Raw genomic sequence first — 15,206 nt, forward strand, 5'->3', positions numbered from 1 at the left:
TAGCATCTCTTCACTGATTTGTCAACGAACGCCCCTTGCTTTCATTCTGATAAAAATTTAAATTATTCGCTAAAACACAAGCGATTGCCTAGTTCCCCGCCATTTTTTGTGTTAGACTTCCAATGAAAACATATTCTAATGAAGAAGGTGCTGAAATGGAAGAGTTACGCTTTAATAGTGTTTTTGATATTATCGGACCCGTTATGATTGGTCCAAGCAGTTCTCATACAGCTGGAGCGGCAAGAATTGGAAAAGTGGTTCGGAGTATTTTTGGACAGCAACCTGATAGCGTTGACATTTATTTATATGAGTCTTTTGCCAAAACTTATCGTGGTCACGGAACAGATATCGCCTTAGTTGGCGGCCTTTTAGGTATGGAACCAGATGATGAGCAATTAGCCAATTCTTTGGAAATTGCTTATGAACAAGGAATGGAAGTTTGTTTTATTCCTAAAAGTGAAAAAGCAGACCACCCTAATTCCGTTAAAATTGTGGTTTCTTCTGGCGACCGAAAACTATCTGTGACAGGAATTTCAATTGGTGGTGGAAACATTCAAATTTCTGAATTAAATGGCTTCAAATTGTCTTTAAGTATGGGCACGCCAACATTTATCGTTGTCCATCAAGATGTTCCTGGCATGATTGCTAAGGTGACCAACATCCTTTCAGCTAGCGATATCAATATTAGTACAATGACCGTTACCCGAGAATCTAAAGGGGAAAAAGCGATTATGATTATTGAAGTTGATCAAGCCGAAGTCGGTGACATTGTCATGCAATTAGCTGAAATCCCTCATATATATAGCGTCAACTATTTTGACTAAATGAACGTAAAGGAGTAATACGATGTTTTATTCAATTGAAGATTTGGTAGCTCAAGCGAAAGAGTACCCTTCTGTGAGCGAATTAATGATTGCAACAGAAATGGCTCATGGCGGGTATTCTCGTGAACGAATTATTGAAACAATGGAAAAAAATCTAGCCGTTATGAAACAATCCGTCGCTGAAGGAATCGCTGGTGTTACCTCAGTAACAGGGCTAACTGGTGGCGATGCAACCCGCTTAAATGATTACATACATTCAGGCAACTTTTTAAGCGGTGAGACCATTTTACAAGCCGTGCGAAATGCGATTGCTGTTAATGAAGTTAATGCAAAAATGGGCTTGATTTGTGCTACACCAACCGCAGGCAGTGCCGGAGTAGTTTCTGGCGTCTTGTTGGCAGTTATTGATCGCTTAAAGTTAACGCATCAGCAACAATTGGATTTTCTATTTACAGCTGGGGCTTTTGGCTTAGTGATTGCCAACAATGCCTCAATCAGTGGTGCCGAAGGTGGTTGTCAAGCTGAAGTCGGTTCTGCTAGTGCAATGGCCAGTGCCGCTTTAGTTGCGGCTTCTGGCGGTACGCCTGATCAATCTGCGCAAGCTGTAGCCATTACGATAAAAAATATGATGGGCCTCATTTGTGATCCTGTTGCGGGACTTGTTGAAGTCCCTTGCGTGAAGCGAAATGCATTAGGTTCTTCTCAAGCCTTCATCTCAGCTGACATGGCTTTAGCGGGGATTCGAAGTGTCATTCCACCAGATGAAGTCATCCACGCTATGTACCAAGTGGGTCGCCAAATGCCACAAATTTTCAAGGAAACCGCTGAAGGCGGTCTTGCGGTGACACCAACTGCACAACGTTTAAGCAAAGAAATTCTAGAGAAACAAAAATAGAAATAACTATAGCAAGAAGCTTACAGAAAAAAACGTCCATTCGTTTTTTCCGTAAGCTTCTTCTTTAATAACTTGTTCCGCCTAAACCAACCACAGCGACAATTCCATTCATGACATCTTTCATCGTTTCACCCACAAATGAAACGGTTCTACCATCAATGCGTTTAATCATTGGTAACATTTCAATACGATCTGCTTGTGCTGTCGTCACACATTGCAATTTTACGGTTGCTGGCGTTTGCAAAGTATATTTGGGTAATTCAGACAACGCAAAGGAAGTTAACACCTGACTTGTAGTTGCTACGATAGCTTCTCGAACTTGTTGCATGGGTCTATTTTTGATTGCATAACGTCCCAGAGATTCTTTGGTGGAAACAAAGGGAACTTCGGGCATCATTTTTTCTTGAAAAAGTTGTTCCTCTAAGCCTGATTCACCGATAATTAAACCAACAGGGACACCTAATTCGCTAGCGTAAGCTGCATTAATTGTCGTTTCATTCATCGCTAAGTCGTTTATTTTTAAATCATAAGCAACACTAGCGCTATACCCATGATCCATATTCCCTTTTTGTTTACCAATACCGGCATGATAACCTAAGAAAAAGACTACATCATAGCTACTATCCAAGCCACTCATCATATAATCCATGCGAGGAAAGCCGCTCACTAAGGAAATTCGTTCATCCATTTCTGCCAAGCGCACATAAGCTAAATTCAACCCACGGCTATGCGAATCGGCAATAGTAATTTCTGTAATTTGTTCATTTTTGGCACTCTTTTGAATCCCTTCAATCAACCAAGCCACATGTTGATGATATAATTCTCGGAATAAAACGGTGTCTTCTTTTTCCATATCAAATGTCGCAATACCTGCTAATCCTTCAATGTCACATGACACATAAATTTTCATTTGTTCCACTCCTTTGACAATGGCTGAACCAGCGCTTGAATTTTGTCAGCATCTAAATTTTTGATTAATTGAATGACTAATTCTTTCGCCGCTTGGTAATCTTGAAAGTCCACATAACAATGGGGTGTGTGAGCGTAACGGACAGGAATTCCTACAACAATCGTCGGGGCTCCTTGAACTTGTGTAATCGCCATGCCATTGGTTCCACCACCACTTCGAACAGAAACTTGAACAGGAATTTTGTGTATTTTAGCAATCTCTAGTGCATACTCTTGAAATTCTGGATTCGTAATCATAGAAACATCAAAATAGCGTAACATCGGTCCTTTTCCCATTGCTGATTGAATCATCTCTGGCGTTTCTGCCGTATCATCAGCCGGGCAGCCTTCGAAAACAATAGCTAAATCAGGATTGACTTGCTTTGCGGCAATAAGTGCTCCTCTTTCGCCAACTTCTTCTTGTGCAGTTACTGTCGCAACTAACTTGAATGGAAGCGTCTCTTCTTTCAACTCCTCCATGACATCCACTAAGCAAGCACAGCCAATGCGACAATCAAAAGCTTTTCCTAAAAAAAGATCTGTCTGTTCGTTGTAACTACACGTCACATCTGGAATGACCGGTGCACCAAGATCGATTTTGTACGTTTCAATTACTTCTTCTTTTGAGGTAGCACCAATGTCGATCGTCAAATCAGCAATGGTTAACGGTCGCTGACGTTCCTCTGGTGTCATAAAATGAGGGGGCCGACTAGTAACTACGCCTGGCAGATAGGTACCTTCCCGGTTACGAATCCGAACTTTTTGTGCAGAAATCGTATTAGGGACCCAGCCACCTAACGGAAGAAAACGCAACAAGCCGTTTTCTTTAATTGCTTGAATCATAAAACCCACTTCGTCACTATGAGCATCAAAAAGCACTACTGGACCTTCACTTAGATTATTTTTCTTCTCAAGATATAAATTTTTAATGGCATCTAGCCGTTGAATAGTAAAATCCGCAGTTGCGTGTTGAAGGATTCTAACGACTTCTGTTTCAAAACCTGAAACACCATTAGCATTTGAAAGTTCCTGAATTAATTGAACAGCTTGACTTTTTTTCATTTTTTCCCAACCTTTACTTGTCGCCGATAGAGACTGATTTGTAATAGCCTGAACCTAATGGACCATAGACTAAATTTTGGACAGAATCGGCCACTAAGCGTGCTTCTGTTAATTGATAAAGAGGAACTAGGGGTGCTTCTTCCGCAACCAATTGATCCGCTTTTTGTAATGTTTTCCAACGTTCTTCATATTTGTTTGCATAAGTTACGTTTGCTTCTTGAAGCAACTGATCGAAGGTCTTATTAGACCATTTACCAAAATTATTGGAATTTTTTGATTGCAATAAGTTTAAGAAATCGATTGGATCAGCATACACCGGCGTCCAGCCACCAACCACAATGTCGAAATCTCCGCTGCGACTTTTTTCTAAACGATTATTAAAAGGAACTGGCGAAACATTGACTGTTAAATTTTCTAAATTATCTGCTAAAGCTCCTTGAACATACTCACTGATTTTTTTTGCATTTTCTGTATCCGAACTTAAAATGGTTAGCTCCGCTTTTTCAATTCCTAATTCTTTTTTAGCCGTTTGCCATAACTCTTTCGCTTTTTCTGGTTCACTAGGATTTAAATCTCCTAATTCCTCTGCAAAATCTTTTTGCGTTTCTTGATTAGTGAAACCTGTTGGCACGAAGCCAAGTGCTTTTTTTGAGCCATCATTTAAAACATTTTTAGCTAAACGTTCAGAATTCAATGATAATGCTATCGCTCGACGTGCATTCTTATTTGCCAAAAGATCTTTTTGCGTATTTAATTGGATATAATACGTTCCAGGAATTTCACGAATTTTCAAAGCTGCATTGCCTTGTTCTTGTGCAACAATTTCTCCAGAAATTTTTACAACATCTAATTCTTTCCCTTCGAAAAGATTTTTCCCAGTATTGACTTCTTTAACTACTTGGACATCCACCTTATCTAGCGAAACATTCGCTTGATCCCAATAATTTTTATTCTTCACATAGGACCAAGTATTATTCGTGCCATCCCAACCTTCTAATGTGAAGGCGCCATTGTAAAGTGTTGACTCAGCTGATGTACCATAGTTTTTGCCCGTTTTTTCGACAAATGCTTCATTTAATGGATAAAAAGCTGGCACCGCCAATAATTGTTGAAAATAACTCATAGGATAGCTTAGCTCTACTTCCAAGGTATGGTCATCAATGGCTGTTACCCCTAGCTCTTCTTTAGATTTGCCACCGTCAACAATAGCACGATAATTTTTTAGCCCTTCAAAATAATACGCTTGCGGGGAAGCTGTTTTTGGGTCCACTGTGCGCTTCCAAGAGTATTCAAAATCATTGGCTGTGATTGGCTCGCCGTTACTCCATTTTGCATCTTTTCGAATCGTAAAAGTATAGCTTAAACCGTCATTGGAGGGCTGTACTTTTTCAGTTGCCAATGCTGGTTTCGCTTCTCCTTTTTCGTCAAAGGAGAAAAGTCCCTCCCCTACTTGGCTCATTACATCTGCTGCTGTATTATCCATTGCCAACGACACGTCTGCCGTTGATAATTCCGAATCAATCCCGACCCGTAATACCTGTTGTTCTTGCTTTTTGGTTTCTTTCCCAACACTTCCACAGCCCGAGAGAAGTAGAACCATGATTGCTGCCAAAGACAGCCTTTGCTTTGTTGCCCTTTTCATAAAAACACCTCATTTTTTTATTTTTTGATACCTTTTTCCCACAAAATTATTTATAATCTGATAAAGGAGGTTTGCTCATGAACTTAGATTACTTAAAAGAAACATACCATTTAACGAAAACAGAAAGTCAGATTTTGTATTATTTGGATCAACAAAGTACGAACGCAGCCGATTTGAGTATTCGAGAAGTTGCCAAACACTGCTTTTCTTCGCCTAGTTCCATCATTCGTTTAGCCAAAAAATTAAATTTATCAGGTTATAATGAACTTATTTACAAATTAAAAGAAGCCCATTTTTCTCAGCCAATCCCTTTTGAAACAGCGCCTTCATTTGAAACAACCAACGAGTTTTGTCAACTGCTTGCCAAACACAAGAGTCATTTATTTGTTATTTTAGGTCATGACTTTTCACGACATTTGGCGGCTTACATTAGTGAGGTTTTCAATTTTCATGGCATCCCCAGTATCACAACAGCCCATACTCATTCGATAAATAGTCAAAATAATCAGAATTTTCTTTTTATCATCCTTTCACATTCTGGTGAAGAAAAATACTTAAAAGAAGCAGCTCTGCTTGCAAAAGAGAAAAAACATCCTATCATTTCTTTTGTTGGCGCCAAAAATTCAACTCTTGGTCGACTGGCAGATCTCGTTTTTTCAACTGACTCTTACAGCCCGTTTTCAACAAGTGTCGCTCAGCCACAAATGTTTTTTGGCCAAACATTAATCACCTTTGAAGCCTTGATTTGTGCTTATTTAAATCATGAGGATTCCATTCCAATATCTCCTAAAAATAAATAATTTTATTTATTATAGCTGAAAAAAGCTATTTCGCTAGCCAAAGTATAGAAAAAGGCACATGTTCCATTTTTTATGGAACATGTGCCTTTTTGCTATTTTTTACTCGGCCATAAAAATTCTATTAGCAATTGATCTACTTCAGGATTTTCATGTAATTGGCTATGTTGTGCATTTTCTCCTTTGATAATCTGGCTAGTGACTTGAGTTCCTCGCTGTCTTAGCAAGGCGTTGACTGCTAAGGCACTAGATAACGGTACCGTTCCATCACTTAAATCTGTTGCACTTAATTGACCACCAATTAATAAAATGGGCAGTTTTTCTGGAACAACATTAATCATCTCTTGATAATCCAAATAGCGGCTACTTTTTTCTGTGGGGCCGTTTTCTAGTTCCGTTTCGATGGTTTGCTGTTGACTCGTATCAATAAAATCATTGAAAGGTGCTCCAATGCTGACGAATTTTTCAATTTTAGGTAACGATGTATCTTGCCCATAGGTTCCTAAATAACGTAAACCACTAACACCACCCATAGAGTGCCCGACAATATTGGCTTTGTTCACTTGATAATTTTTTTGTAAATAGAGTAATGTGTTTTTTATCCATTCTGTTTGATTCCATTCATTGTTTTTATTATCTTCAAATAGAACTTGAACACTGGGATTCGTCGCTTTGCCACTTAAAGCTCCTCGCTCTTTAACCACGGTCCCATCAGGTTTAACGAGTAGCACTAATTCTTGAGTTGTGGCACCTTGTTTCTCCAAGCGATGCAGTAACGAGCCAAACGAATTTTTAGTTCCTGCGTAACCATGAAAAAAAAGTGTTGGTGTTGTTGTGCGGTTTAACTCAACAGTTGCTTCTTTTGTGGCGGCTTGGTTGTCATTCTTCGTGCTTGCTCCAATTTGGCAAGCACTTAATAATAGAACAAGACCCATTAGCAAAGAAAAATAACGATATTTTTGGGCATGTTTCATTTTTTTCATTCCTTTCTGCGATGAACTAAAAAAGGGCTTGGAAAAGAAGTCAGTTGACTGCTTTTCCAGACCCTACAATCTGTATCAATCAGCTGAACAATAGTTTGTCAGCTTGTTTATTAATCAATGTTATCGACTTGTTCAAAGTCTAATTCTGTACTTGTTTCACGACCAAACATATCGATGTTTACTTTTAATTTTTGTTTTTCTTCATCGATTTCTGTCACAACACCTTCAAGACCAGAAAAAGCACCTTCGATAATTTTCACTGTATCGCCTAGCGCTACTTCTAAGTCTGATTGACGGGTGCTCATGCCAATTGAACGTAAAATGTGGTTAATTTCTTCTTGTAATAAAGGAGCGGGTTTACTACCAGCACCATGTGAGCCTACAAAACCAGTTACGCCTGGCGTGTTACGAACAATATACCAAGAATCATCGGTCATAATCATTTCCACTAACACATAACCAGGGAAAGTTTTATGAACGATTTCTTTTTCTTTACCATTTTTGACTTCTTTTTCTGTTTCTTCTGGTACAACGACACGAAAAATATAATCGCCCATCCCCATGCTTTGTGCACGTGATTCAATGTTTGCTTTTACTTTATTTTCATAGCCTGAATAGGTGTGCAATACGTACCAATTTCTTTCAAAAGTTTCCATTACTGATTCGGCTCCTTTAAATGTTTTAGTTTATTTTTTTCGAGCAAATAAAAAAAGCTCAGTTTCCCGAAGCTTTTTCTCGAATACTATTATAGCACCCCTCGTCGGGAAATACTAGAATTAATTATTTTAAAATCCAGCCAAATGCCGTTTGGATAACAGTATCCATGATAAAGAACAATGCTGCAAATAAAATAGATGTTTCAATTACAACTAATGTATCTTTACGCAATTGTTTTTTTGTTGGCCAAGTTACTTGCTTCATCTCATCAGCAACGCTGCGGAAAAATTTCATGTTGATACCCTCCTCTAAATCTATTTCGTTTCTTTATGTAACGTGTATTGATTACAATATTTACAGAATTTATTGATTTCTAAGCGTTCGCCACGTTTACCTTCACTAACGGATTTAGAATAGTTGCGAGAGCCACAAACGGAACAAGCAAGAGCTGCTTTCTTTGTTGCCATGTTCTTCGACCTCCTCTATTCACAAATTTACTTCTTAACAGTACCATTATTCGAAAAAGTTGTCAAAGTTTAATTTACTTTTTAAAGAAGCGCCGTGCCGATTCTTACGTAATTGTTTACCATTATCGCGAATACGTGCTTGATTTCTTTTATAAAATATCTGATTTTTCTTTATTTTCTATTTATTTTAACAAAATTGCTTTTATTCTGAGGTCTCAGCTATTGTTTTCTGCTAAGTTATGATATGATAAATTTATTAAAAATGAACCCTTAGGAGGCCTGTTTATGTTATTAAAATCTGTAGTTATTAAAAAAGATAATTTAACAACCGTCAATGAATCTTGTACTCTAGAAGAAGCTCTTTCTATTTTAGAAGACTCAGGTTACCGTTGTGTCCCAATTTTAGACGAATCTGGAAAAATTTTCCGAGGAAATATTTATAAAATGCATATTTACCGCCATAAAGCAAACGGTGGTGATATGAGTTTACCTGTTACCTATTTGTTAAAAAATGCCACAAAATTTATTTATGTCAACACTTCATTTTTCAAGGTATTTTTTACTATTAAAGAACTACCTTACATTGCTGTTTTAGATGAAAATAATTATTTTTATGGTATTTTAACACACAGCACCTTATTAAATATTTTAGCGCAATCTTGGAATGTAAAACAAGGGAGCTATGTTTTAACGATTGCTTCAGTTGGTCAACAAGGCGACTTAGCAGCCATTTCAAAAATCATTGCTAAATATAGCAGCATCGCCAGCTGTATTACATTGGATGTTGATAGTGAAGAATTTGTTCGTCGCACACTTATTACTTTACCAGCCGGCACAACTGCCGAAACGTGTACAGCCATTGTAGAACATTTAGAGCGGAAAAACTTTAAAGTTGTAGAATTGGAAAATTTAGAAGACGAGTAAAATTTACGACCTTTATCTTAGGATTTAAAGCTAGGGAGGTAAGCCAATTTGACTTACCTCCCTAGCTTATTTTTTTAGACTTCTTCACCAATAATTCGAACTTCCGTTTGCAATTCAACATCAAATTTTTCTTTAATCACTTCTTGGATATGTGCAATTAATTCCACATAATCCGTGGCGGTTGCATGATCGATGTTAACAATAAATCCCGCATGCTTTTCGGAAATTTGAGCACCGCCCCATTTTAAGCCTTGTAAGCCAGCGTCTTGAATTAATTTCCCTGTAAAATGACCAACAGGGCGTTTAAAGACACTGCCACAAGAGGGATACTCTAGCGGTTGCTTCAGTTCACGAAGTTCCGTTAATTCATCCATTTGGGCTTTAATTTCTGCATGGTTTCCTTTTTCTAAAGCAAACGTTGCTTGCAAGACAATACAATGTAATTCTTGAATTTCACTATGACGATAACGGAAATTCAGGTCTTCTTTCGTCATTGTTTGGATAGTTCCATCTGCCAACAGCACTTCTGCAGACTGGAAAACATCTTTAATTTCCCCGCCGTATGCTCCAGCATTCATATAAACAGCACCGCCGACACTTCCTGGAATGCCACAAGCAAATTCAAAACCAGTTAAATCAGCTGCTAAGGCTTCGTAGGTTGTATCAATCAGTTTGGCACCAGCATCCACAACCATGGTGGTACCGGCTACTTTGATTTCTTTCATTTCTGTTAGCATAATCACGACATCGCGAATACCGCCATCACGAACAATCAAGTTGCTAGCATTGCCTAATACTAACCATGAAAGTCCTTGTTCTCGGCAATACGCCACAATCTCTTCAACTTCTTTTTTTGTTTTGGGTAAGGCCAACACATCAGCTGGGCCGCCTGTTTTGGTAAAGGTTACGTTTTTTAATGGTTCATCTACTAATAAAGTAATTTCGTTTAATGTTTCTAACATAGCTTTAGTGTTCACGAAAGTTAGTCCTTTCTTTTCAAAATATCTGTCTTATTCTAGCATGATAGAAAGAAAGTTGCTAGTCCTCTTTAAAGAACATGCCGTTGTTGTTGGCGTAGCATTTCTTCACATAACGCATGACTTTCATAGACTTTTTCTTGTTTTAACTCTTGCTCTTGCGGTTTTTGAATGGCCTGAATGAAAGCAGTAACCATTTGGTAAAAACCTCTTTTTTCCAATGTTGGCGTCCAATCTCCCATCTCTTTTACTTGGTATTCTTCTTCTGTTTGGATGGTCAAATGCGTTAAATTTTCCAAGCGATAAGTACCTGTAGGGCTGGTGACTTCAAAAGTTTCTGTATTGGCCCCAGAGTGTAAATCCATAGAACAAACAATCGTTGTCTGTTCGGTTTCTAATTGTAAAATTGCTCGTTTTAAATGACCGTTTTCTTCCACTAATTTTGATTGCACCACGTGGAGCGGTCCTTCCGCTAAATAAACTGCGGTATCAACAACATGTAAAAATAAATCATACATCATAAAACTTGTTTCTCTCGTTGTATTGATGCGGTTCTTTTTAATAAAAATTGTTTGTTTTTCAGGAATATTTTTCAATACTTCCGTATAAGGGGCAAAACGACGATTGAAGCCAACCATCAGGCGCAGATTTTTTGCTGCTGCCAATGCTTGTAATTCTTTGACTTCAGCAAGCTCTTCACTTAAAGGTTTGTCCACAAAGACGTGAATACCAGCCTGTAATAATTGGCGAACGACTGCACCATGCACTTTTGTGGCTACATGGACAAAACAAGCATCAATCTTCGCTTCAATCAATTCTTCTATGGTCCCAACGGTTTCTGTAAAGCCATACTTATTAGCGATTTCTTGTCGTGTTTCTGGGTTCCTAGTCGCTAATACAAACTCCGCCAAGTGACGACATTCACTATAAGTTGGCAAATACGCTTTTTGTGCAATGTTTCCTAAACCAATGACTCCTATTTTCATTCGTTGTCCTCATTTCTGCTCTTTTTACTATTTTATCATAGACTACTTCTTTCCAAAAATCAGTCATTTTCTCTTTTTCTTTTCAAGTATTTAAAACTTCTTTAAAAAGTATTAGAATAGAAGAAAGCACCAAGCGACCTTTTCTTTGGTTCTGGTTTGCACTGAAACGAGCAAAAGTGTTTCTTATTTGAAAGGAGTTTCAACAATGAAATGTATTTCTTGGAATGTCAACGGCTTACGAGCGGTTGTTAAAAAGAATTTTATGGATGTTTTTAATGAATTAGATGCAGATTTTTTCTGTTTACAAGAAACAAAATTACAAGCTGGGCAAATTGATTTAGAACTTCCTGGCTATCATCAGTATTGGAATTACGCCGAAAAAAAAGGCTATTCTGGCACAGCAATTTTCGCTAAAGAAGAAGCGTTAAGTGTTCGCTATGGCTTAGGTATCGAGGCTCACGATCAAGAAGGCCGCGTGATCACTTTAGAATATCCAGAATTTTTCATGGTCACTTGCTACACACCGAACTCACAAGCTGAACTAAAGCGTTTAGCTTATCGAATGACATGGGAAGATGCTTTTCGTGCCTATTTAAACGAATTAAATCAAGAAAAACCCGTAATTCTTTGCGGTGATTTAAACGTAGCTCATCAAAAGATTGATTTAAAAAATTGGAAAACCAATCAAAAAAATGCGGGGTTCACGCCTGAAGAACGGCAAAAATTTACTGAGTTATTAGACAGTGGCTTCACTGATACATTCCGTTATTTTTATCCAGAAGCTGAGGGCATCTACTCATGGTGGAGTTATCGCTTTAACGCACGAAAAAATAACGCAGGATGGCGGATTGACTATTTCGTTGTTTCAGAATCCTTGAATGAACGTTTAGTCAGTGCTAAAATCCATACAGATATTCTTGGTAGTGATCATTGTCCAGTGGAAGTTGTACTTGATTTTTAAGTGTTACTCAACGCGTTGAAAGGAGTTTTTTTAATGAACTTTTACGCTTTTGACTTTGAAACGGCTAGTTATGATAAACATAGTGCCTGTTCCATTGCAATTGTTAAAGTAGAAAATAGTCGGATTGTGGATGAATTTTACACGTTAATCAAACCAGAAACACCTTTTTTCTGGCGGAATACGCAAATTCACGGCATTCATGAATCAGATGTTGTCAATGCGCCCAAATTCCCTGAAGTATGGCAACAAATTCAGCATTGTTTTCAACCAAATCGGTTAGTGGTCGCTCACAATGCAAGTTTTGATTGTAGTGTTTTGGCTGGCTGTTTAGATTACTATGGCTTAGAACAACCTAATTACCTTTCTTTATGTACAGTCAAAACGAGTCGCAAACTGTTTCCTGAATTTCCTAATCATAAATTAAATACCGTTTGTGAAAACCTCAATATCACTTTAAATAATCATCATGATGCTTTAGAAGATAGCCGTGCTTGTGCCGAAATTCTTTTACAGCAAGAACAACGATTTGGGGTTGAACCTTTAAAAAAATTAGTATTGGTGAAATAATCCAGTTCTTGTTTCCAGCGAAGGCGTTATCTCTTTCAGTGGCTAGTTGGCAGGAGATAACGTCTTTTCTTTTACATAACTTTTCCGCTAAAACAAAAATTTTTCAGAAAGGACGCGATGATGTATTCGATTCTTTACTTACTCACAGACTCTCTCAAAAATGCGTGGCGCTCAAAAAAACAATTTAGTACGTTGATTCTTATCTTTATTATTAGTTTTCTGACTTTTTCTGCTCTATTATTGACTTTGTTGTTTTCTCGATGGCTTTCGCAAATGATTCTTCTTGATAATTATGCAGTGATTCCTCCCTTGAAAATTTTCAGAGGTTTGGCTGGAATCAGCGCTGGAACACTCTTTTTCTTCCTGATTAGTTATATTTGCCGAGCTTTCTTCCTAACTTTTTTAGAGCAAAAAAACGACTTACTGATCTTAGCTCTTTTAGGTACGACAAAATTACAAATTTTAATTAGCTATGCCTTACAACCCATCTATTATTTGATTTTTGTTTTGCCTTTAGCTGCTTTTCTAGCTAATAAGCTCATTCAACAGTTTATCCATGATTTTTTCAGCGAGGTACCTGGTTTAATGCACATCGATAGCTACATGCAAGGTATCTTTTTACCACTAACAGGAAGCCTATTGTTCATTTGCTGTTGTGTCTTTTTAATTCTTTTTAGGAAACTCAATCGCTTAATCAAAAAAGGTACTTGACTAACTATGCGAAAAAAGTGAGAAATACATCATCTCGACGTATTTCTCACTTTTTTAAATGACTTAGGTCTTTAGGCTAATTACTTTTTTCCGCCTCTTTTAAGCCAAGGCTTCAATAATTTCGGTCATTGTTTTTGAACCAAAAATCATTTGTTCGCCATCAATTAGCATTGCTGGAACGCTCATAATTTTCTTTTCTTTTTTCAACTCTGGAAATAGACTAATGTCCACCATTTCTGCTTCAACATGAGGATTAATTGATGCAATACGTTGGCAAGCCGCCACGACATCGGGACAAAAATGACATGTTAGTGAAACAAAGATTTCTATTTTTCTTTTTGGCAATGCAAGTATGTTCTTTTGCAGACTTGCTTCTAACGGCTGCCCCTCGCTGCCGACATTATAAACCGCCAAAACCAACGAGTTTACTTCATGGCCACTAGGAATACCACTAAATTTAATTCCTGTATAGTTTCCTGCCGCATCTAAGAGCACAACGCTAGGCATTTTTTCAATTCCATACAGCAATTCTTTGGCTGGATCAGTATCTTTCAAAATCGTTTCTAAAGCAATCTTCTGATCCAGACTTGCAAATTCTGTTAAGAATGACTGAAGTTCCAATGATTTTTCATCACTTGCATCCAAAAACTGAAGCAATGTCACTTTTTTGGTTAGTTTAGCGAAAATACCGCTTAATTGTTGGCGCATACTTTCTGGGAACCACTGATGCTTACCAGTAACTTTCGCTGGCTGTTTTTCTTTTGGTTGCTGACTGTTTGTTTCAGGGACAGATTGATTAGCTAATCGTTCAGTCATTCGCTTCGTTACAATCGGTTGACCTGCCTGTGTTTTTTGTTCTGTCACGTAACGTTGCGCATGAGTGGCGGCAATTGCACCGTCTGCAACCGCCGTCACAATTTGACGTAATTCTTTTATTCGTAAATCTCCTGCTGCATAAACTCCGGGAATATTGGTTTCCATATTTTCAGTTGTTGGCACATACCCACGGTCTAAGGCAATTTTTCCTTCAAAAATTTCTGTACTTGGTTTATTTCCAGCAAAAACAAACAGACCAAATGTACTGTCTTTTGGCGCTTCATAAACCGTTTCTTCTCCCGTCTGGTTATTGACAAACACAGCTTTTCGGACAAAATCATCTCCCGTAATTTCTTTCACTTCTGCGTTATAAACAATCTTAATTTTCGGGTGATTTTTAGCCGCCTCCGCAGTTAATTTTGCACATGTAAAATCAGGTTCTCGGATAATCATCGTTACTGATTTACCATAACGTGTCAAATAAACGGCCTCTTCCGCTGCTGCATAACCGCCACCAATCACAAAAATATCCAGACCTTGGAAAAACTCCCCATCACAAGTAGAACAATAGGCCACGCCGCGTCCTGTAAATTCACTTTCACCAGGGAAACCAATTTTACGAGCAGAAGCCCCTGTCGCAATCAATACTGCATATGCTTGGTAGGTTTGACTCGCCGATTGAACAATTTTTATCGTTTGACTAAAATCAACATCAATAATCTCGTCGTTTGTAAAAGCTACACCGAAGTCTTGTGCTTGAATGCGCATTTCTTCCATTAGTTCTGGACCTGTTGTGTGACGAATCGCTGGATAGTTCACAATTTCAGAAGTCGTCGTTACCTGTCCGCCAATTTTGTCTTTTTCAATAATTAAGGTATCCATCATTGCGCGACCTGCATAGATACCTGCAGATAAAGCAGCTGAGCCGCCACCAATAATAATCAAATCGTAGATTTCTTCTGTCACTTGCTTCTCCTCTTTCTTCTGTG

Annotated in this window: 17 protein-coding genes; 7 read left to right on the plus strand and 10 right to left on the minus strand. The window is 38.0% G+C overall.

Annotation, left to right across the window (positions count from 1 at the left end; all coding sequences use genetic code 11):
• Positions 1-155: 155 nt before the first annotated feature.
• Complete coding sequence (gene sdaAB / locus IGL07_RS11080; protein ID WP_002414070.1) at positions 156-824, plus strand: L-serine ammonia-lyase, iron-sulfur-dependent subunit beta; 669 nt, start codon at positions 156-158, stop codon at positions 822-824.
• Between the two features lie 22 nt (positions 825-846).
• Positions 847-1,719: an L-serine ammonia-lyase, iron-sulfur-dependent, subunit alpha gene (gene sdaAA, locus IGL07_RS11085; RefSeq protein ID WP_002367199.1), complete on the plus strand. Its 873-nt coding sequence runs from the start codon at positions 847-849 to the stop codon at positions 1,717-1,719.
• A 64-nt stretch (positions 1,720-1,783) separates the two neighbouring features.
• On the opposite strand, the gene IGL07_RS11090 is transcribed toward sdaAA, so the two are convergent.
• The 3 genes from IGL07_RS11090 to IGL07_RS11100 are packed head-to-tail and all read right to left on the minus strand — an operon-like array spanning position 1,784 to position 5,371.
• Entirely contained in the window at positions 1,784-2,629 is an 846-nt protein-coding gene (locus IGL07_RS11090) for a M55 family metallopeptidase (RefSeq protein WP_002376518.1), read from the minus strand.
• Positions 2,626-3,729, minus strand: coding sequence for a M42 family metallopeptidase (locus IGL07_RS11095; protein ID WP_010817606.1), 1,104 nt, complete (start codon positions 3,727-3,729; stop codon positions 2,626-2,628). Before IGL07_RS11095 ends, IGL07_RS11090 begins: the two co-directional genes overlap by 4 nt.
• Positions 3,730-3,742: 13 nt before the next feature.
• A complete protein-coding gene (locus tag IGL07_RS11100; protein WP_002376516.1) occupies positions 3,743-5,371 on the minus strand; it encodes a peptide ABC transporter substrate-binding protein in 1,629 nt (542 codons plus the stop codon).
• Between the two features lie 77 nt (positions 5,372-5,448).
• Between IGL07_RS11100 and IGL07_RS11105 the strand changes: the two genes are divergently transcribed.
• Positions 5,449-6,171, plus strand: a complete 723-nt coding sequence (locus IGL07_RS11105) for a MurR/RpiR family transcriptional regulator (protein WP_002376515.1) — start codon at positions 5,449-5,451, stop codon at positions 6,169-6,171.
• Positions 6,172-6,263: 92 nt separating this feature from the next.
• On the opposite strand, the gene IGL07_RS11110 is transcribed toward IGL07_RS11105, so the two are convergent.
• The 4 genes from IGL07_RS11110 to rpmG all read right to left on the minus strand — a co-directional run bounded on the left by IGL07_RS11110 (position 6,264) and on the right by rpmG (position 8,275).
• Positions 6,264-7,151, minus strand: a complete 888-nt coding sequence (locus tag IGL07_RS11110; RefSeq protein WP_025189576.1) for an alpha/beta hydrolase — start codon at positions 7,149-7,151, stop codon at positions 6,264-6,266.
• 110 nt (positions 7,152-7,261) lie between these two features.
• Entirely contained in the window at positions 7,262-7,807 is a 546-nt protein-coding gene (nusG, locus tag IGL07_RS11115; RefSeq protein ID WP_002384070.1) for a transcription termination/antitermination protein NusG, read from the minus strand.
• 124 nt (positions 7,808-7,931) lie between these two features.
• Positions 7,932-8,102 (minus strand): preprotein translocase subunit SecE, encoded by a 171-nt coding sequence (secE, locus tag IGL07_RS11120; RefSeq protein ID WP_002356409.1) that lies wholly within the window; start codon positions 8,100-8,102, stop codon positions 7,932-7,934.
• A gap of 20 nt (positions 8,103-8,122) precedes the next feature.
• The gene (gene rpmG / locus IGL07_RS11125) at positions 8,123-8,275 is read right to left on the minus strand and encodes a 50S ribosomal protein L33 (protein WP_002356408.1); all 153 of its coding nucleotides are present in this window, start codon (positions 8,273-8,275) and stop codon (positions 8,123-8,125) included.
• 285 nt (positions 8,276-8,560) lie between these two features.
• On the opposite strand from rpmG, the gene cbpA reads away from it, so the two are divergent.
• Complete coding sequence (gene cbpA / locus IGL07_RS11130) at positions 8,561-9,199, plus strand: cyclic di-AMP binding protein CbpA (protein WP_002365057.1); 639 nt, start codon at positions 8,561-8,563, stop codon at positions 9,197-9,199.
• A gap of 74 nt (positions 9,200-9,273) precedes the next feature.
• Here the strand turns inward: cbpA and murB are convergent, their stop codons facing one another.
• Positions 9,274-10,161, minus strand: a complete 888-nt coding sequence (gene murB, locus IGL07_RS11135; RefSeq protein WP_153854350.1) for a UDP-N-acetylmuramate dehydrogenase — start codon at positions 10,159-10,161, stop codon at positions 9,274-9,276.
• Positions 10,162-10,247: 86 nt separating this feature from the next.
• A complete protein-coding gene (locus tag IGL07_RS11140) occupies positions 10,248-11,162 on the minus strand; it encodes a Gfo/Idh/MocA family protein (protein ID WP_010817608.1) in 915 nt (304 codons plus the stop codon).
• 205 nt (positions 11,163-11,367) lie between these two features.
• Here IGL07_RS11140 and IGL07_RS11145 point away from each other — a divergent pair, with 205 nt between their 5' ends.
• The 3 genes from IGL07_RS11145 (at position 11,368) to IGL07_RS11155 (ending at position 13,401) form a co-directional block, all read left to right on the plus strand.
• Complete coding sequence (locus tag IGL07_RS11145) at positions 11,368-12,123, plus strand: exodeoxyribonuclease III (RefSeq protein WP_002367205.1); 756 nt, start codon at positions 11,368-11,370, stop codon at positions 12,121-12,123.
• A 33-nt stretch (positions 12,124-12,156) separates the two neighbouring features.
• Positions 12,157-12,690 carry a 3'-5' exonuclease gene (locus IGL07_RS11150; RefSeq protein WP_002356400.1) on the plus strand — a complete coding sequence of 178 codons (534 nt, stop codon included), beginning with the start codon at positions 12,157-12,159 and terminating at the stop codon, positions 12,688-12,690.
• Positions 12,691-12,810: 120 nt separating this feature from the next.
• Positions 12,811-13,401 carry a hypothetical protein gene (locus tag IGL07_RS11155; RefSeq protein ID WP_010817609.1) on the plus strand — a complete coding sequence of 197 codons (591 nt, stop codon included), beginning with the start codon at positions 12,811-12,813 and terminating at the stop codon, positions 13,399-13,401.
• A 99-nt stretch (positions 13,402-13,500) separates the two neighbouring features.
• Here the strand turns inward: IGL07_RS11155 and IGL07_RS11160 are convergent, their stop codons facing one another.
• Positions 13,501-15,183: an FAD-dependent oxidoreductase gene (locus IGL07_RS11160; RefSeq protein WP_010817610.1), complete on the minus strand. Its 1,683-nt coding sequence runs from the start codon at positions 15,181-15,183 to the stop codon at positions 13,501-13,503.
• Between the last annotated feature and the right edge of the window lie 23 nt (positions 15,184-15,206).

This window comes from Enterococcus sp. DIV1368f (assembly GCF_051712245.1).
GTDB lineage: Bacteria > Bacillota > Bacilli > Lactobacillales > Enterococcaceae > Enterococcus > Enterococcus faecalis.